This is a genomic window from Pseudomonas sp. NPDC090203, assembly GCF_044746765.1.
GTDB classification, from domain to species: domain Bacteria; phylum Pseudomonadota; class Gammaproteobacteria; order Pseudomonadales; family Pseudomonadaceae; genus Aquipseudomonas; species Aquipseudomonas putida_AD.
Map to the genome: position 1 here is coordinate 128,253 of NZ_JBIVCV010000014.1, position 18,102 is coordinate 146,354.

Consider the following 18,102-nt stretch of genomic DNA (forward strand, 5'->3'; position numbering starts at 1 on the left):
TTGAAAAGAAAATAGTGTGCGTGACGACTGTGACAGGCAACCCCCTGTCTTGCCCGTGAAACACGATGAATCAATACGGTAGGTACAGCGGCTGACTCGATGATGTGCCCAACAATCCACGCTGGCAACGACTCTTTGCGAGCATCGGGCAACCTGCTTTCCACTCGTCGGAAGCCAGCATGAGGCGTCAGCGCTCTGATTTACTGAAAGAGATGGCAGAGTAATGCCATTGCAACCTGGATAGCATCGACGGGCCCGAATGTCGGGTGCCGCGTCGAACGGCGGTCATCGAGGTTTGCCCACGTGCACGTCTGGCGTGGACGGGCCAGGGAGGATGAAATGGAAATCATCAGGCTGGAAGTCGATCAGGAGCTGTACCACTCGCTGATCGAGTCGGCGCGCAGCAGTCGTTGCACGCTGGAGCAGGAATGCGTCAGGCGCCTGAGCCAGAACGGCCGGCGCTCGTACTATCTTCAGGCGCTGGTCGCCGAATTGCGCGCCGAAGATCAGCAACGGCGCGCAGCCTGCTAGCAGGGCAGGTTACTTCTTCTTGGTAGGCGGTTTTGCGGCGCAGTCGGCTGCGGTGATCTGCTGAGTGGTGATCGGGCGATCGGTCTTGTATTCGCGGAAGTCGTAACGCAGTACCGCGCCCTTGGCCATCAACTGGCGGTATCCAGCATTGCGGCAGACGCTGGTGCCCAGCTGGCGACCCATCAGGTCCGGGTTCTCGCGCATTTGCGCAGCCTGGCCGGCCTGCACGCTCAGGTGGTTGATGAGCACCTTGCCTTCGACGGTGTAGCCGTTGTCCAGAATGTCTTCGCTGAGCGCGTTGGGCTTTCCGACGTTGCTTTTCGCAGCGACCTGTTCAAGCTCCTTGTTGAGTTCGTAGTCCTGTTTGGACGCCGCGTTGGCGCACAGAGGGGCAACGAGCAAGAGCGTAAGCGCGGGGGCGATGAGGCGCAGCATTGGATTCTCCTGGAGCAATGAACGGTGTTGGACCGGCGACAACGGCAGGCGTTCACTGGTGACATAAGGCTTTCAAGGCCGGGCAGTATAGGGGAGTCGCCAAGGCCGACACCAGAGATCCGGCGGCCTCTGGTAAACTGCGGCGACTTTTTCCTGCCGGATGTTCCCTGTGTCGTTGTTTTCCTGCTGCCCGCTGCCGTTACCCGGGCGCCTTGCCTCATGAGCCATGCCGTCTCGCGTCTGCGCGCCGAACGCCTGGCCCGCAGCACCAAGCCGTTCATTGCGCGAGGCTCGCGCGCGCCTCGCTGTGCAAGATGCCGGGTGATCAAAAGCTACTGCCTGTGCGCGTGGAAACCAGAGGTTCAGGCGCAGTCGGCAGTCTGTCTGCTGATGTATGACACCGAGCCGTTGAAACCCACCAACACGGGTTGGCTGATTGCCGATGTCATCAAGGACACCGAGGCATTCAGTTGGTCGCGAACCGAGGTGGACGAAAAGCTCCCGGCGCTGCTCAATGATCCGCAGTGGCAGCCTTACATCGTGTTCCCGGGTGAGTTCGTGGCGCCCGAGCGGGTGGTCACCCAGGTGACGCCGCAGCCGGGCAAGCGTCCGCTGTTCATTCTCCTCGATGCCACCTGGCCCGAGGCGCGCAAGATGTTTCGCAAGAGCCCCTATCTGGACAATCTGCCGGTGCTGAGCCTTGAACCTGAGCAGATGTCACGCTATCGGCTGCGCCGCTCCAAGCGCGACGATCATTTCTGCACGGCCGAGGTGGCGGCGTTGTGTCTGGAACTTGCCGGCGATCAACAGGCCGCAGGGGTGCTGGACGCCTACCTGGATGTGTTCAGCGCCCACTACCTGGGCGCCAAGTTCCTGTTGCCCATCGACCCGGACGACGCCCCCCACAGCCATCTCAAGCCGTTTCTTTAGGCGGATTCTTTCCTCGGCCACAGCTGCGCCAGCAACATCCCCGCCAGCATCAGCGCGCAGCCTACATACCCACGCAGTTGTAACGCCTCGCCGAGAAACCACGCGCCGGCAATCGCGGCGAACACTGCTTCCAGCGACAGAATGATCGCAGCGTGGGAGGCGATGGCGTGCTTCTGCGCCACCACCTGCAAGGTGTATCCGACGCCCACCGCGAACACGCCGCCATACAACAGGGCAGGGCCGGCAGCGATGATGCTGTCCAGTGCAATCGGCTCGAAGATCACGGCCAGGATCAGGCTGATGACCGAGCAGGTGGCGAATTGCAGGAACGCCAGGCGGATCGGGTCATGGCGGCTGGCGAACAGGCCCACCAGAATCACGTGCCCACCCCAGACGAATGCGCCGATCAATTGCAGCCAGTCACCGGACGCCACATGAAAGTTGTCGCCGACGCTGAGCAGGAACATGCCGATCACCGCCAGCACGCAACCGAGCCAGGTGCCCATGCCGGTCTTGTGCCCCAGAAGCAGCCCCAGAAGTGGAACTACAATGACATACAGCCCGGTGATGAAGCCTGCGTTGGTGACACTGGTAAACAGCAGCCCCACCTGTTGCAGGTTGATGCCCAGCGCCAGCGCGATGCCCATGACGATGCCGCCTTGCAGCAGGCCGCGGGTCATCAAGGGTTCCGGGGCAGGGCCGCTGGCCGGGCGGCGCAGGATCAGCGGCAGCAGGCAGATCGAGCCCAGCGCAAAGCGCAGGCCGGAAAACAGGTAGGGGCCGATGTGATCCATGCCCGCAGTCTGTGCGACGAAGCCTGAGCCCCAGATCATGGCGGTCAGGAGCATGAGCAGGTCCGCTCGCAGGGCGTGTCGTTGCATGATGGCACTCGTCGATTCAGGGCCGCAGACTGTGCCGTAAACCGTCGAGCTTGACCACCCCGGCTTCGCTGGGCATCCTTGGCGCCGCATGAATGTTCGAACGCCTTGTATCCCGTGCTTTTGGCGTGGTTTGCGCCGCAGTGGCACACGGTGATGAAGGCTGGCATTTACCGATGCCATCGTGAGGGCTGAATCCGTCGGCGCTCACTTATAAACAGGATCATGAAATGAACTACGAAATCCTGATCGCCGATGACCATCCTTTATTCCGCAGTGCCTTGCATCAAGCGCTGACGCTTGGCCTGGGCCCCGATGCCCGACTGGTCGAAGCCGAAAGCATCGCTAGCCTAGAAAAGCGCCTCACTGAAAAATCCGATTGGGATCTGGTCCTGCTGGATCTGAACATGCCCGGCGCCTATGGTTTTTCCGGGCTGGTGCTGTTGCGTGGCCAGTATCCGCAGGTGCCGGTGGTGATGGTGTCGGCCCAGGAAGAAGCGGCCGTGGTGGTCAAGTCCAAGGAGTTTGGTGCCAGCGGCTTCATTCCCAAGTCCAGCTCCCTGGAAACCATCCAGCAGGCAGTGCGCACCGTGCTCGATGGCGATGTTTGGTGGCCGCCGCAGGTGAATGAAAGCGTGCGAGTCTCGGATGAAGCCCGCGCGGCCAGCGAAGGGCTTGCGAGCCTCACGCCGCAGCAGTTCCGGGTGCTGACCATGGTCTGCGAAGGGCTGCTTAACAAGCAGATTGCCTACGAACTCAACGTTTCGGAGGCCACCATCAAGGCCCACGTCACGGCGATCTTCCGCAAGCTGAACGTGCGCACCCGTACCCAGGCCGCGCTGTTGCTGCAACAACTGGAATCGATTTCGCCCAACTGATTTGCGCGTTTTCGCTCTGTTTCAAGGCATTCGGCGGCAGACCTTCACACTTTTTTGACTGTCGCTGAACTAGCCTCCCTCGTCTTCATTTATCAGTAAGTTTCCCTCATGACGTCACCGTTCAAAGGCCAAACCGGATTCAAACGCGTGCTCAACGCCGCAGGCTATTCCCTCGACGGGCTGGTTGCCGCTTTCAAGGGCGAAGCCGCCTTCCGGCAACTGGTGCTGCTCAACGTCATTCTGATTCCGCTGTCGTTCCTGTTTCATGTCAGTCGTGGCGAAAGGGCGATCCTGATTGCGGTGTGCCTGCTGGCGCTGATCGTTGAATTGCTCAACTCGGCCATCGAGGCGGCCATCGACCGCATTTCCCTGGACCGTCACCCACTCTCCAAGAACGCCAAGGACATGGGCAGCGCCGCGCAATTCGTGGCCTTGAGCATGATTGCGGTGGTCTGGGGCCTGATCCTGCTGAGCTGAATACATTCCTGTAGCAGTCCGGCTTGCCGGCGTCGGCGTCCTCAAAATCGCCGACGCCGGCAAGCCGGACTGCTACGGGAAATGCGTCAACGTCAGGCGATACTGGGCAACACAATCTCGTCACTGCGCCGCACCCCTGCGGTGAACGCCCTGCACAGCTCCAGAAACTCGCGGATCGCCGACGTCTGGTACTTCTGCTTGTGCCAGATGAAGTAGAACTGCCGCACCAGGTCCAGCTCAGGGGTTTCCACCGCCACCAGGCTGCCCCGGCGAAACGCATCGCGCAGCGCCAGGCGTGAGATACAGCCAATCCCCAGCCCCGATTCCACCGCGCGCTTGATCGCTTCGGTGTGCTCAAGCTCAAGCCGCACGTTGAGGCTGTTGAGGTGATGGCGCATGGACTGGTCGAACGTCAGCCGCGTCCCTGAACCCTGTTCCCGCAGAATCCAGGCCTCGTGGGTCAGCTCTTTCAAGGTGGCCTGGCCGCGCTTGGCCAGCGGATGCTGCGGGGCGCAGAACACCACCAGTTCATCCTCAACCCAGGTTTGCACTTCGATATCGGGGTGGCTGCAATCGCCCTCGATCAGGCCCAGGTCGATTTCATAGTGAGCCACCTGTTGCACGATGTTGGCGGTGTTCTGCACATGCAGCTTCACCTGGCTCTCCGGGTGGCGCTGCATGAAGCTGCCGATCAGCAGGGTGGCCAGGTAGTTGCCGATGGTCAGGGTGGCGCCCACCGCCAGCGAGCCGAAGCCGGACTTGCCGTTGAGCAGGTCTTCGATTTCCTTGGCCTGGTCCAGCAAGGCCACGGCCTGGGGCAGCAACTGGCGCCCGGTGGCGTTCAGGCTCAGGCGCTTGCCCGCCCGGTCGAACAGCTGGCAACTGGATTGGCGCTCCAGTTCGGTAATGGAGGTACTGGCCGCAGATTGCGACAGAGACAGCTGCACGGCAGCGCGGGAAACGCTTTCCTGCTGGGCCACGGCGACGAAGACTTGCAGCTGACGGAGAGTAAATCGCATATCTATATAACCGATAACCCATATCTTGATAATTCAGTTAACAGATATTGTGTCTGCCACTAGAATATTGCGCAATGGCGCTTTGATTGGCGCATGCAAATATTCAGGAGTTCCCACGTACCATGAGCAACATGAATCACGAGCGTGTCCTCAGCGTTCATCACTGGAACGACACCCTTTTCAGTTTCAAGTGCACCCGTGATCCAGGTCTGCGTTTCGAGAACGGTCAGTTCGTCATGATCGGTCTGCAGCAGCCCAACGGGCGCCCGCTCATGCGTGCCTACTCCATCGCCAGCCCGAACTGGGAAGAGCATCTGGAATTCTTCAGCATCAAGGTGCCGGACGGCCCGCTGACTTCCCAGCTGCAGCACCTGAAGGAAGGCGACGAGATCATCATCAGCAAGAAGCCTACCGGCACGCTGGTGCTGGATGACCTGAAGCCAGGCAAGCACCTGTACCTGCTCAGCACCGGCACTGGTCTTGCGCCGTTCATGAGCGTGATCCAAGACCCTGAAACCTACGAGCGTTTCGAGAAGGTCATCCTGTGCCACGGCGTGCGCTACGTGAACGAAGTCGCCTATCGCGAGTTCATCACCGAGCACCTGCCGCAGAACGAATTCTTCGGCGAAGCGCTGCGCGACAAGCTGATCTACTACCCGACCGTTACCCGCGAGCCGTTCGAGAACGAAGGCCGCCTGACCGACCTGATGCGCAGCGGCAAGCTGTTCAGCGACATCGGTCTGCCACCGATCAACCCGCAGGACGACCGCGCCATGCTGTGCGGCAGCCCGAGCATGCTCGACGAGACCAGCGAAGTGCTGAACAGCTTCGGCCTGACCGTTTCGCCACGCATGCGTGAGCCGGGTGACTACCTGATCGAGCGCGCATTCGTCGAGAAGTAAGCACACAGAATCGGACCTGATCGCGGATGAGGCGCTCTCACAATCACTGTGGGGGCGGGTTCATCCGCGACCAGGTCAGTACAGGCACCAGCAACTTGGCGTCTGAAAAAAACCGCCTGGAGGTCACGGACCAGGCGGTTTTTTTGTGGGTGTTGTTCAGGATTTGCAAACCCCGACCGTAGCAGCACGGCTTGCCGGCGGGAGCGGTGTATCGGTGATGGATGTGCCGTCTGACACACCGCCCCCGCCGGCAAGCCGTGCTGCTACGGGAGAGGGGCGTTCATCAAATGGTTGATCGAACCACTTCCAGCACCCGAATCAACTCCGGCTGCGGGTAATGCCAGCGCACGTCCAGGTCCCAGAATTGCGCGCCGTAGCGACGCTCTGGCGCCGGCACCTGGTATGCCGGACGAGGGTCCTGGGCCAGGCACTGTTCGATCAGTTCCACCAGCGGCTCATCCAGGCGCAATCCGTGTTCGCGGGCCTGCACCAGCGCACTGTCATCCCATTGCACGGGAATCAGCTCGGGCGCCGCCGCAGCCATGGTGTTGGTGGCACCGTCGATCACGTCGGCGTAGGGCACGTAGGGTTTGACGTCCAGTACCGGCGTGCCGTCCAGCAGGTCGATACCGGACAGCCACAGCCGGTTGGCTTCGACCCTTTCCAGCTTGACCACCGACTGGCCGATGCCGTTGGGGCGGTGGGTGGCGCGGGTGGCGAACACCCCCATCGACTGGTTGCCGCCCAGGCGAGGAGGGCGAACCTTGAGCCGTGGCTTGTCTTCCAGCGCTTGGTGGAACAGGAACAGCAGCCACACGTGGCTGACTTGCTCCAGCCCTTGCACCGCGTCGCCCTGGTCGAACGGCGCGACCAGTTCCAGCACGCCACGGGCAGCAGGCGCCAGTTGTGGCTGGCGCGGGATGGCGAACTTTTCCTTGAAGCAGGAACGCATGAAGCCAATGGGGGAGACGCTGTAGGCCGTCGTCATCGGGCGCCTGCGAGACTCAACCGCGAACGCGCGTGGTCAGGCCGCGCAGGAAATTGCGCAGCAGTTGATCGCCGCAGGGGCGGTAGTTGTTGTGGCCCGCCTTGCGGAACAGCGCGCTGAGTTCAGGCTTTGAAACCGGGAAGTCGGCCGCGTTGAGGATTGCGTGCATGTCTTCTTCCTTGAGTTCGAAGGCCACGCGCAGCTTCTTGAGCACGATGTTGTTGGTCATCGGCAATTCGACGGGCAGTTGCGGGCGGCTCTCGTCCTTGCCGCGCTTGAAAAACACCAGGCCGTCGAGAAAGTAGGCCATCACTTCATCGCTGCAAGGCTCGAAGCCTTCTTCTTCGTCTTTCTTGAGGAAGGCGGTGATTTGCGCCTTGGTGACGTCGAGCCCGCCCAGCTTGATGATTTCGACCACCTTGGTTTCGTGGAGATCAAGCATGTAGCGAATGCTGCGCAGTACGTCGTTGTTCATCATGATGCGTGTTTCCTGTTGTTCGTGCATGAGCGCGCGCCCGCAGGCATCGCGCTGAAAAAAAGGTCAGAACTTCTCTTTGTCGGTCATGTAGCGCCACTGGCCTTCGGGCACCTTGCCGATGGACACGCCGCCGATGCGGATCCGCCGGATCGACACGACCTTGAGCCCCACCGCCTGGCAGAGCTGGGCGATGATTCCCGGCTGCGGGTTCTTCATGGCGAAGCGCAGGCGAGTCTCGTTCTGCCAGCTGGCCTTGACCTTCGGCAGCTCCGTGCCTTTGTACATCAGGCCGTGATTGAGGCGGTTGAGTCCGTGGGGAGCCATTTCGCCGTCGATCTCGACCACGTATTCCTGTTCGATCTTGCTGCGGTCATCGGTGAGCTTGCGCAGGATTTTCCAGTCCTGGCTGAACACCATCAGGCCACTGGCATTGGCTTGCAGGGTCGAGATCGCTTCCAGACGCAGGAAGTGCCCCTTGAGCGGGCGCTTGCCGATGCTGTGCTCGGCCGACAGCGACGCCGGGGAGATCAGTGCCAACGCCTTTTCCGGGCTCATGCCGGCAGGTACGTTGAACAGAATGGTCACCGCTTCCGGGGTCACGGCCTTGGCGTCGGGGCTGAGGGCGACGGTCTGGTTCTCGACCTTGAATTGCGGCTCGTCGACGACCACGCCGTCCACCGTGACCCAGCCGCCCTCGATGTACAACTCGGCTTCGCGGCGCGAGCAGCCGGTCAGCTCGATGAGGCGTTTGGAAAGGCGAATGGGATCAGTCATGAGAAAAGCCGTAGCAAGAAGGGAAAGGTGCCTATTGTACCCGTGCAAGCACCGTTAATCGCGGCAACATTGAAAATGCAGACCGAATAAGACTCCATTCGGGGGATTTTTCCGGGGGCGGCGCAGGTCTGCTCTCAATTCCCACTTTGTCTGGAGCTTTTTCATGACCAAATGGCTACCCGCCTTGCTGATGAGTGTCAGCCTGCCACTGATGGCCGCTGAGGCACAGTCCTATGGCCCGCAACTGGAAGGCTTCACCTACCCGTATCCGGCTCAGGATTTCCGTTTCGAATCCCAGGGTGTCCAGGTGCAGATGGGCTACATGGACATCAAGCCGACCGGTACGCCCAACGGGCGCAGCGTGGTGATGCTGCACGGCAAGAATTTCTGCGGCGCGACCTGGGAAGGCAGCATCAAGGCGCTGACCGCGGCGGGTTACCGGGTGGTGGCGCCGGACCAGATCGGCTTCTGTCGCTCCAGCAAACCTGCGGACTACAAATACTCCTTCGAGCAACTGGCGCAGAACACCCGGGCGCTGCTGACCCAGTTGGGCATCGATCATGTGACCGTGGTCGGGCATTCCATGGGCGGCATGCTGGCGACCCGTTTTGCGTTGATGTACCCCGAGCAGGTGGATCAACTGCTGCTGGTCAACCCCATCGGCCTTGAAGACTGGAAAGCCAAGGGGGTGCCGGATCGCAGCTTCGATGACTGGTACGCTCGCGAGCTGAAGACCAACGCCGAGAGCATTCGCAAGTATCAGCAATCGACCTACTACGCCAACGAATGGCGGCCTGAATTCGATCACTGGGTGCAGATGCAGGCGGGCATGTTCAACGGCAAGGGCAAGGAAGAAGTGGCCCGCGCCTCGGCGCAGACCTACCAGATGATCTTCAACCAGCCGGTGTTCTACGATTTCGAAAAGCTGAAGATGCCGACCGTGCTGTTCATCGGGCAGAAGGACAACACAGCAATCGCCAAGGATGCCGCGCCAGAGGCGCTACGCAAGACGCTGGGCAACTATCCGGAGCTTGGCAAGGCGGTGGCCAAACTCCTTCCCCAGGCCACCTTGGTGGAGTTCGCAGGGCTGGGGCATGCGCCGCAGATTCAGGATCCGCAGCAGTTCAACAGGGTGTTGCTGGAGAGCCTGAAACACTAGCGCCAGTTCCCGTAGCAGCACGGCTTGCCGGCGGGAGCGGTGTGTCAGGCGGTACATTCGTCACAGACACACCGCCCCGCCGGCAAGCCGTGCTGCTACGGATCATCTGTGGGCTTTCAACCTCATCCGCAACATCGGGTACGGCCTGCCCAGGCCGTCCACTTCCGAGCGCCCGGCAATCTCGAACCCCTGCTTCTCGTAGAAGCCCAGCGCCTGCGGGTTCTGTTCGTTGACGTCCAGTTCAGTCACCCGGTAGTTCTCGATGGCGTAGTCCAGCAGCTTCTTGCCAAGCCCCATGCCGCGGTAGTCCGGCGCGATGAACAGCATTTCCAGTTTGCCCGGCGTGGTGCCGCCAAAGCCTGTGATGTTCAGGCGCGAGTCGCGGGTGCAGAACAGGTTCACGGCATCCAGATACTGGGTTTCCAGCAGGTTGCGCAGCAGGGTGATGTAGTTTTCCGGCAGAAAGTCATGGGTCGCCCGCACGGACGCCTCCCAGACCCGGGTCAGTTCGGCGTAGTCGTGTTTCTTGGGCAGGTAAATGACCGAGTGGTGGGCCATGTTGCCGCGTCTCCTGTGCTTTTCGTTGTCCTTATGTGGAGACGATAGCCAGAAAAAACAAACCCCGCCGTTCAAGGGCGGGGTTGGCGAGCCAGGGGTATGCGCCCGTAGCAGTCCGGCTTGCCGGCGTCGGCGTACTTGAGGCCGATATCGCCGGCAAGCCGGACTGCTACAGGTGGAGGCCTTTAGACCGGCTCAGCCCACAGGTCATACTCGTCGGCATCGACCACGCGGCACAGGACCTTGTCGCCCGGCTTCAGATCGCGGTCGCTTTCGACGAACACGTTACCGTCGATTTCCGGCGCGTCGAAGAACGAACGGCCAACGAAGCCTTGCTCGTCCACTTCGTCGATCAGCACTTCGATTTCCTTGCCGATCTTCATCTGCAGGCGCGCGGCGCTGATGGCCTGCTGGTGCGCCATGAAGCGATCCCAGCGCTCCTGCTTGACGTCGTCAGGTACGATCGGCGCGTCCAGCAGGTTGGCCGGTGCACCTTCGACCGGCGAGTACTGGAAGCAACCGACGCGGTCCAGCTGCGCTTCGGTCAGCCAGTCCAGCAGGTACTGGAAGTCTTCTTCGGTCTCGCCCGGGAAGCCCACGATGAAGGTCGAACGGATGATCAGGTCCGGGCACTGCTCGCGCCATTTCTTGATGCGCGCCAGGGTCTTGTCTTCGAAGGCCGGGCGTTTCATCAGCTTGAGGATCTTGGGGCTGGCGTGCTGGAACGGGATGTCCAGGTACGGCAGGATCTTGCCTTCGGCCATCAGCGGGATGATCTCGTCCACGTGCGGGTACGGGTAGACATAGTGCATGCGCACCCACACACCCAGCGAGCTCAAGGCCACGCACAGTTCGGTCATGCGGGTCTTGACCGGCTGGCCGTTCCAGAAACCGGTGCGGTACTTGACGTCGACGCCGTAGGCGCTGGTGTCCTGGGAGATGACCAGCAGCTCCTTGACGCCGGCCTTGACCAGGCGCTGGGCTTCGTCGAGCACATCGCCCACCGGACGGCTGACCAGCTTGCCGCGCATGGACGGGATGATGCAGAAGCTGCAGCTATGGTTGCAGCCTTCGGAAATCTTCAGGTACGCGTAGTGGCGCGGAGTCAGCTTGATGCCTTGCGGCGGCACCAGGTCGATCAGCGGGTTGTGATCGAGCTTTGGCGGCGCTGCGTCATGCACGGCGTTGACCACCTGCTCGTACTGCTGCGGACCGGTCACGGCCAGCACGCTCGGGTGCACGTTGCGGATGACGCTCTCGTCCACGCCCATGCAACCGGTGACGATCACCTTGCCGTTTTCGGCGATGGCTTCACCGATGGTGTCCAGGGATTCGGCCTTGGCGCTGTCGATGAAACCGCAGGTGTTGACCACGACGACGTCGGCGTCTTCATAGGTCGGCACGACCTGATAGCCTTCCATGCGCAACTGGGTGAGGATGCGCTCGGAATCGACCAGGGCCTTCGGGCAACCCAGGGAAACGAAGCCGACCTTGGGGGCGGCAGACGTGGTGACGGTGGACATGACTAACCTCGGCGTAGGTATGCCCCGGCGTCTGGCCCGGGCACTGACTGGGCGCTTGGTGCGCCTCTGATCAAAAAGTGCGCAATTCTAGCGATGAGAGACGCGATTGACCAGCGTTATACCGAGAATTACGACGAGTGCTGCGCTATGCTTCGCGGCGTTGAACCCGGCAACCCTTGTTGGCCGGGACCATCTGAATTTACCGGTGCGCGGCGGGTCAATCCCGATACTGCACATCGCAGCACTCGAGTCAGGGTTTCAGGAGTAGTTAATGGGTCATGCAACCAGTCAGGCCGATACCGGTCATTCGTCAGCCAAGCCCTTGAGTTTGCTGGTGGGGGCGGTCGGGGTGGCATATGGCGATATCGGCACCAGCCCGCTGTATACCATCAAGGAGGTTTTCGTCGGCGGTTATGGGGTGCAGGCCGGGCATGATGCGGTACTGGGCATCCTGTCGCTGATTTTCTGGGCGCTGGTCTGGGTCGTCTCATTCAAGTACATGGCCCTGGTGCTGCGCGCCGACAACGACGGCGAAGGCGGGATCATGGCCCTCACGGCGCTGGCCCGCCGGGCTTCGGCCAAGTATCCGAGGCTGCAGGCGACCATGATCGTCTTCGGGTTGTTCGGTGCGGCGCTGTTCTACGGCGACAGCATGATCACCCCGGCGATTTCGGTGCTCTCGGCGGTCGAAGGCATGGAGCTGGCGTTCGACGGCCTGGATCACTGGGTGGTGCCGATCGCGCTGATCGTGCTGGTGGGGCTGTTTCTGATCCAGCGCCATGGCACGGCGCGCATCGGCGTGATGTTCGGTCCGATCATGGTGCTGTGGTTCGTCACCCTGGGCGTTCTGGGTATCCACGGGATCATCCAGCAGCCCGAGGTGCTGAACGCGGTCAACCCGCTGTGGGCGCTGCGCTTCTTCCTCGACCATCCGGGCATCGGTGTTGCCGTGCTGGGCGCGGTGGTGCTGGCGCTGACCGGCGCCGAAGCGCTCTACGCCGACATGGGCCACTTCGGTCGCAAGCCGATTTCCCGTGCCTGGTTCGCCCTGGTGCTGCCTGCGCTGGTGCTCAACTACTTCGGCCAGGGCGCCGTGGTGATCGAGAACCCGGAAGCGGTGCGTAACCCGTTCTACCTGCTGGCGCCGAGTTGGGCGCTGCTGCCGTTGATCGGCCTCTCTACGCTGGCGACCATTATCGCGTCCCAGGCGGTGATCTCCGGCGCGTTCTCCATGACCCTGCAGGCGATCCAGCTGGGTTACATCCCGCGCATGTACATTCAGCACACCTCCAGTGACGCCCAGGGCCAGATCTACATCGGCGCGGTGAACTGGACGCTGATGGTTGGCGTGATCCTGCTGGTGCTGGGTTTCGAGTCTTCCGGCGCACTGGCCTCGGCCTACGGCGTGGCGGTGACGGGCACCATGCTCTGCACGACGATCCTGGTGGCCTCGGTGATGCTGTTGGCCTGGAAATGGTCGCCATTCATCGCGATTCCGATCCTGGCGGGCTGCCTGTTCGTCGACGGCATGTTCTTCGCGGCCAACGTTCCTAAAGTGGTGCAGGGCGGCGCATTCCCGTTCCTGGCCGGTATTGCGCTGTTCATCCTGATGACCACCTGGAAGCGCGGCAAGCAGCTGCTGGTCGAGCGTATCGACGAAGGCGGCCTGCCGTTGCCGATCTTCATCAGCAGTATCAGCGTGCAACCGCCCCATCGTGTTCAGGGGACGGCGGTGTTTTTGACGGCTCGTCCGGATGCCGTCCCACATGCGTTGCTGCACAACCTGCTGCATAACCAGGTGCTGCATGAACAGGTGGTGTTATTGACCGTGGTCTACGAAGACACGCCACGTGTCCCTGCGGCGCAGCGTTTCGAGGTTGAAGCCTATGGCGAGGGGTTCTTCCGGGTCATCCTGCACTTCGGTTTCATCGACGAACCGGACGTCCCGGCGGCGCTGAAGCTCTGTCATTTGCCGGATCTGGATTTCAGCCCGATGCGCACGACGTACTTCCTGAGTCGTGAAACCGTGGTTTCAACCAAATTGGCCGGCATGGCCCGCTGGCGCGAAGGCCTGTTCGCGTTCATGTTGAAGAATGCGAACGGCAACCTGCGCTTCTTCAAGCTGCCGTACAACCGCGTGATCGAGTTGGGTACGCAGGTAGAGATGTAAGCACCCGCCGCGGCAAGTCGCAGTCTTGTGAACGCCCCCCATCCCGTAGCAGCCGGGCTTGCCCGCGGGGGCGTCCTCAAGATCGCTCCCGCCGGCAAGCCGTGCTGCTACGGATTCGCGGTACACCGCAGTCCTTGAGAACATTTCGGATCCCTGTAGGAGCGCGCTTGCCCGCGATGGCGATTTCAAGGCCGCCCCCGCCGGCAAGCCGTGCTGCTACGGGATCGCGGTAATCCGCCCCTTTTGTGACCGCCCATAAAAAATCCCCGCAATCGTGAGAATGCGGGGTTTTTTTGTGGCGGGGTTATTCGGCGCTGGCGGACTCCGGCGCTTCCTTGCCTTTCCACTTGTCGATGACCGCGATCAGGCGTTTTGCCAGGGCAGGGTAGTCTTCATCGAAGTGGTGCCCGCCGGGCAATTGCTGCTTCTGGCCTGGGGCGGTGGCTTCGGTGCAGCCGCTTTCGTCTTTCTCTTCCACGCCATAGACGCAGAACACCTTGTCAGCTGGCAGCTTGGCCATTTCCGGGCCGGTGGCCGCTTCCTTGCCGGAGGCGCCGAGCCAGCCTTCTACAGCGATCTCGAAGCTGCCACTGCGGGCGAAGGCCAGCAGGATGATGCCGTCTACGCGGGCCTTGTCCTCTTCAGGCAAGCGGTTGTAAATGGCGGGCAACACGTCGGCACCGAAGGAGTAACCGGCCAGAACGAAGTGCTTGGCACCCCATTTCTGCCGGTAGTGCGCCATCAGCTCGCTGAGGTCGGTTGCGGTCTGCTCAGGGGATTTGTGCTCCCAGTAGTAGCGCAGGGTATCGATGCCCACCACCGGGTAGCCACCGGATTTGGCCATGTCGCCCGCCACGTCCTTGTCCAGGTCGCGCCAGCCGCCATCACCGGAGAGGAATAGGGTGACGGTGTCCGAAGGCTGGCTCGAAGGCACTTCAACCACCGGGATGTTCAGACCACCACTTGCGTCATCGGCGATCAGCAGATGACGGACTTCGGTGTTGAGGATCTGCGGGTACTTGATGTCGTAATCGCTGATCTTGGTTTCGGCGTTGGGCGTGTCACGAACGAACACGGCGGTTTCATCGTCCGGGCCGTCGTTCCAGGCCACGGTCCATTTGCCGTGGGCGGCGGCTTTCGGTGCAGGAACCTTGCAATCAGGCTGATTGAGGACGAAGTTCACCGAAATGGCCTGGGCCTTGTCGTTGCTTTGGCCGGCCAGCCAATCCCAGGCCACCGAGCCGCCTGCGCTGATACCGGCAACCACGTCCGGCGCGCCGTCGAGCTTTTGCAGTGCAGCCGTGAAGGCCTTCTCCTGCAATTGGCAATCGTCTTTTGGCAGCACCACCTGAATCACTTGAGCAGAAGCGTCGTAGCTCAGTGCCAGAACCTGCTTCTCGGTCAGCGCGTCTTCGGTGGTCACGGCCAGGGCCACGCGGGTCTTGACCTTGGTCGACGGAGTGGCGCGGATCAGCGCCGAGCCGTCATCCAGGGTAATGCGTTCCAGTGTCGGTTGGGCGGCAGGGCGGTTCCACAGCCAGAAACCCAGTGCCACCGCCAGAATTACCAGGGCAGCGAGCAAAAAGCGCCAGTAGCGTTGAATCATCAGCGTTTCACCAATCCAGTCAGGCCGCCCGCGATCAGGGCAGCAGTGTCCGCCAGTGCCACCAGCGGATCGAGTCCGGCGGGCACGGCCATATAACGAGGTTCCCAGTCAGGCTGGAATTTGTCTTTGAAGCGGCGCAGGCCCTGGAAGTTGTAGAGCTGCTCGCCGCGGGTGAACACCATCGAGCCCAGGCGCTGGGTCAAGGGCGCGCCACGCCGAGGTTGCAGGCCCGACAACGGCACCATGCCCAGGCTGAAGCGGGTGTAGCCTTCCTTTTTGTAATGCAGGATCAGGCCGACCATCATGAACTCCATGGTCAGCTTCGGCGCATCCGGGTGCGAACGCATCAGGTCAAGGCTCGCCAGATCGTTGCGCGAGGTTTCCAGCAGGTTGGAGAACGCAACCGGCTTGCCCTGGAAGTGAACGATGGCGATGCGGAAGTGCTTGAGGTAATCGAGGCTGAAACGGCCCAGGGAGAAGCCTTTCTCCCGCACGTTCTTGCCGGTGAGCCAGGCGTCGGAAATCACCTTCAGCTCATCCATCGGCGCCTGGCCGACTTCGTAGATTTCCAGCGACAGACCATCGCGACCACCGCGGTTCCAGGTGTAGCGCAGGTCCTTCATTTCCTTGCCCTTGGCCTCGATGTCGAACTTGAGCAGGTCGACCCGGGCTTCCTCGCCCAGTTTGATCGCGGTCAGGCCGATGTCCATGTAGAACGGCAGGTTCTCGGCACGCACTTGATAGAACACAGGGCGCGCGTGGTGCACGTCGCACAGGTCGCGGAATTGCCAGATCAGCTCGGCGCGCTGTTGGGTCGGGCCGATGGGGTCATACAGCGCCACCAGGCTGCGGCCGCGATGGGCGTACATCAGGAAAGCATTACCGTCCGGGTGCAGCAGAACGGCTTTGTCGCCGGTCAGAACCAGACCGCCATCAGGCTGGCTGGAGGCCTTGATGATTTCGGCGGCCTTGGCCAGTTGGGCTTCGTCAGGGAGGTCGATCTGTGGGCGCGCGGTTCGCAGCAGCCAGGTCAACGAGACGATCACCAGCAGCACCGCGCTGCCCAGCGCCGAGCGCAGGCCGCGAGGGGCGTCGGCATCCAGGGTGAACTGCCACCACAGTTGATGGCTGTAGGGCACGTCCTGGTAGGCGAACAGCAGCAGCCAGAACGAGGCGCCCAGTACGCAAATGCTGGCCACCAGATACAGCGGTGAAAACGGCAGTTCCAGCAAGCGGCTCGGCCGATAGAAGGAGCGGCGGAAAATGGCCAGCAGGCAAGCGGTCAGCAGCAGCATGCTGGCCTCTTCCCAGTCGAAACCTTTGAGGATCGACAGCACCGAACCCACGAACAGCAGGATCGTGGTCAGCATCCAGGCGGCGGACAGGCGTCGACGCAGGCCCTGGGCCAGCAGCAGGCACAGCACGCCGATCAGGCTTGCGCCGAAGTGCGATGCATCGATCAGCCGATGAGGGATCAGAAAGCCCAGGCTTTCCAGTCGGGTGTCGATTTCCGGGGTCGAGCCGGAAAACAGCAGCACCACGCCAGACAGGAACACCAGCAGCGCCAGGATCGGCGCGCCCAGCCCTGAGGCCACACGAATGGCCTGGCGGGCAAACAGCAGGCGCTTGGCCTCGCTGAACAGCAGTACCAGGCACGCCACCAGCAGCGGCAGCAGCACGTAGATCAGGCGATACAGCAGCAGCGCGGCGGCCAGTGGCGCGGCGCCCAGTTCGTCGGCGAAGGCGGTCAGCAGGATCGCCTCGAACACCCCGACACCACCCGGCACATGGCTGAGCACGCCGGCGGCCAGGGCCAGCAGGTACACCAGCAGGAATGCGCCGAAGGGCGGGGCGGACGGCAGCAGCAAGTACAGCACGGCAGCGGCGGCGGCCACGTCCAGTGCGGTAATCACCAGTTGCATGAGCGTCAGGCGCAGCCCCGGCAGGCGCAGGGTACGACGCCCGGCGCGTACTAGCAGGTTGTGCGGGATTGTCTGTTCCGGCAGGCGACGGCGATAGACCGCAACGCCCAGAATCACACTCAATGCCAGTACCGCGATTGCGATCGTTGCCAGCACGGGGACCGACAGATGCAGCGCCAGGGAGGCGGCGGGCAGGTCGCTCAGCGTGGCCAGTGCCGCCAGTGGTGGAAGCGCACAACCCAGCGACAGGCTGGCGAACAGCGTCATGTGCGCGACTTCACCAGCCCCAAGCCCGAGACGGGAATACAGGCGATAGCGGACCGAGCCGCCGGACAGCATCGACAGGCCCACGGCGTTGCCGATGGCAAACGCACAGAACCCGCCCATGATCATCGATTTGGGAGGCAGGTCGACGTTGGCATATTTAGTGGCCGACCACTCGTAGCCCAGCAGAATGGTAAAGCCGATGACCGTCGCCAGCACGGCGCCGCCCAGAGAAGGCAGCGGAACGCTGAGCAGCGAGTCCTGCAGCGCGTAGATATCCAGTTCCGTGAGCATGTGCCGACAGGCGATCAAGGCCAGGGCAAACAGCAGGATGGTGACGGCCACCCCAATGGGTTGACGATATTTGCTCACCAATTCGCGAAGACGCGGTCGGGCAGGGGAAACCGGAGAAATCTCTGGAGCTGCTTCGTTGGTGTCGGATGGGTTGGCGCGCATCAATCACTCCTTGGATCGTGCGCGACAGGATGGGGGTATACAGCCAAGTTACCAATCCCTACGCAAAAAATAATTCAGGATGTTAGCGCTTCAACGTCTAACGGGCGAATACGGCAGTGACGTCTCTGTGACTGTTCAGTCTAGGTTCAGTTAC

Annotated in this window: 17 protein-coding genes; 7 read left to right on the forward strand and 10 right to left on the reverse strand. The window is 61.8% G+C overall.

Features of this window, described 5'->3' with window-relative positions; all coding sequences use genetic code 11:
* The first annotated feature begins 339 nt into the window (after window positions 1-339).
* Window positions 340-531, forward strand: a complete 192-nt coding sequence (locus ACIPO9_RS22645) for a hypothetical protein (RefSeq protein WP_400610218.1) — start codon at window positions 340-342, stop codon at window positions 529-531.
* Window positions 532-540: 9 nt separating this feature from the next.
* Here ACIPO9_RS22645 and ACIPO9_RS22650 read toward each other — a convergent pair whose 3' ends face one another.
* A complete protein-coding gene (locus ACIPO9_RS22650; protein ID WP_400610216.1) occupies window positions 541-966 on the reverse strand; it encodes a PA3611 family quorum-sensing-regulated virulence factor in 426 nt (141 codons plus the stop codon).
* A 219-nt stretch (window positions 967-1,185) separates the two neighbouring features.
* Between ACIPO9_RS22650 and ACIPO9_RS22655 the strand changes: the two genes are divergently transcribed.
* Complete coding sequence (locus ACIPO9_RS22655) at window positions 1,186-1,896, forward strand: tRNA-uridine aminocarboxypropyltransferase (RefSeq protein WP_400783619.1); 711 nt, start codon at window positions 1,186-1,188, stop codon at window positions 1,894-1,896.
* On the opposite strand, the gene ACIPO9_RS22660 is transcribed toward ACIPO9_RS22655, so the two are convergent.
* Window positions 1,893-2,777, reverse strand: a complete 885-nt coding sequence (locus tag ACIPO9_RS22660; RefSeq protein ID WP_400783622.1) for a DMT family transporter — start codon at window positions 2,775-2,777, stop codon at window positions 1,893-1,895. The two genes, ACIPO9_RS22655 and ACIPO9_RS22660, sit on opposite strands and share 4 nt — an antisense overlap.
* A 227-nt stretch (window positions 2,778-3,004) precedes the next feature.
* Between ACIPO9_RS22660 and erdR the strand changes: the two genes are divergently transcribed.
* On the forward strand, window positions 3,005-3,652 hold the full coding sequence (gene erdR, locus ACIPO9_RS22665; protein ID WP_400783625.1) for a response regulator transcription factor ErdR: 648 nt from the start codon (window positions 3,005-3,007) through the stop codon (window positions 3,650-3,652).
* Between the two features lie 108 nt (window positions 3,653-3,760).
* Window positions 3,761-4,129, forward strand: coding sequence for a diacylglycerol kinase (locus ACIPO9_RS22670; RefSeq protein WP_274134444.1), 369 nt, complete (start codon window positions 3,761-3,763; stop codon window positions 4,127-4,129).
* Between the two features lie 92 nt (window positions 4,130-4,221).
* Here the strand turns inward: ACIPO9_RS22670 and ACIPO9_RS22675 are convergent, their stop codons facing one another.
* Window positions 4,222-5,148 carry a LysR family transcriptional regulator gene (locus tag ACIPO9_RS22675; protein ID WP_274134443.1) on the reverse strand — a complete coding sequence of 309 codons (927 nt, stop codon included), beginning with the start codon at window positions 5,146-5,148 and terminating at the stop codon, window positions 4,222-4,224.
* A 122-nt stretch (window positions 5,149-5,270) separates the two neighbouring features.
* Between ACIPO9_RS22675 and fpr the strand changes: the two genes are divergently transcribed.
* On the forward strand, window positions 5,271-6,050 hold the full coding sequence (fpr, locus tag ACIPO9_RS22680) for a ferredoxin-NADP reductase (protein ID WP_002554680.1): 780 nt from the start codon (window positions 5,271-5,273) through the stop codon (window positions 6,048-6,050).
* Between the two features lie 283 nt (window positions 6,051-6,333).
* On the opposite strand, the gene tsaA is transcribed toward fpr, so the two are convergent.
* The 3 genes from tsaA to ACIPO9_RS22695 all read right to left on the reverse strand — a co-directional run bounded on the left by tsaA (window position 6,334) and on the right by ACIPO9_RS22695 (window position 8,290).
* Window positions 6,334-7,038 carry a tRNA (N6-threonylcarbamoyladenosine(37)-N6)-methyltransferase TrmO gene (gene tsaA / locus ACIPO9_RS22685; protein WP_400783628.1) on the reverse strand — a complete coding sequence of 235 codons (705 nt, stop codon included), beginning with the start codon at window positions 7,036-7,038 and terminating at the stop codon, window positions 6,334-6,336.
* A 16-nt stretch (window positions 7,039-7,054) separates the two neighbouring features.
* Window positions 7,055-7,516 carry a DUF1456 family protein gene (locus tag ACIPO9_RS22690; protein WP_400783631.1) on the reverse strand — a complete coding sequence of 154 codons (462 nt, stop codon included), beginning with the start codon at window positions 7,514-7,516 and terminating at the stop codon, window positions 7,055-7,057.
* Window positions 7,517-7,579: 63 nt separating this feature from the next.
* Window positions 7,580-8,290 carry an rRNA pseudouridine synthase gene (locus ACIPO9_RS22695; RefSeq protein ID WP_274134422.1) on the reverse strand — a complete coding sequence of 237 codons (711 nt, stop codon included), beginning with the start codon at window positions 8,288-8,290 and terminating at the stop codon, window positions 7,580-7,582.
* A gap of 163 nt (window positions 8,291-8,453) precedes the next feature.
* Between ACIPO9_RS22695 and ACIPO9_RS22700 the strand changes: the two genes are divergently transcribed.
* Window positions 8,454-9,449, forward strand: a complete 996-nt coding sequence (locus tag ACIPO9_RS22700) for an alpha/beta fold hydrolase (RefSeq protein ID WP_400783633.1) — start codon at window positions 8,454-8,456, stop codon at window positions 9,447-9,449.
* 102 nt (window positions 9,450-9,551) lie between these two features.
* On the opposite strand, the gene ACIPO9_RS22705 is transcribed toward ACIPO9_RS22700, so the two are convergent.
* Together ACIPO9_RS22705 and rimO are read right to left on the reverse strand one after the other, a co-directional pair.
* Complete coding sequence (locus ACIPO9_RS22705) at window positions 9,552-10,007, reverse strand: GNAT family N-acetyltransferase (protein ID WP_274134420.1); 456 nt, start codon at window positions 10,005-10,007, stop codon at window positions 9,552-9,554.
* A 185-nt stretch (window positions 10,008-10,192) separates the two neighbouring features.
* Window positions 10,193-11,530 (reverse strand): 30S ribosomal protein S12 methylthiotransferase RimO, encoded by a 1,338-nt coding sequence (rimO, locus tag ACIPO9_RS22710; RefSeq protein ID WP_274134419.1) that lies wholly within the window; start codon window positions 11,528-11,530, stop codon window positions 10,193-10,195.
* A 271-nt stretch (window positions 11,531-11,801) separates the two neighbouring features.
* Between rimO and ACIPO9_RS22715 the strand changes: the two genes are divergently transcribed.
* Window positions 11,802-13,700 (forward strand): potassium transporter Kup, encoded by a 1,899-nt coding sequence (locus ACIPO9_RS22715; RefSeq protein WP_274134418.1) that lies wholly within the window; start codon window positions 11,802-11,804, stop codon window positions 13,698-13,700.
* A gap of 304 nt (window positions 13,701-14,004) precedes the next feature.
* On the opposite strand, the gene ACIPO9_RS22720 is transcribed toward ACIPO9_RS22715, so the two are convergent.
* Window positions 14,005-15,306 (reverse strand): virulence factor family protein, encoded by a 1,302-nt coding sequence (locus ACIPO9_RS22720; protein WP_400783637.1) that lies wholly within the window; start codon window positions 15,304-15,306, stop codon window positions 14,005-14,007.
* A complete protein-coding gene (gene mprF / locus ACIPO9_RS22725; protein ID WP_274134414.1) occupies window positions 15,306-17,948 on the reverse strand; it encodes a bifunctional lysylphosphatidylglycerol flippase/synthetase MprF in 2,643 nt (880 codons plus the stop codon). Before mprF ends, ACIPO9_RS22720 begins: the two co-directional genes overlap by 1 nt.
* Window positions 17,949-18,102 lie beyond the last annotated feature (154 nt).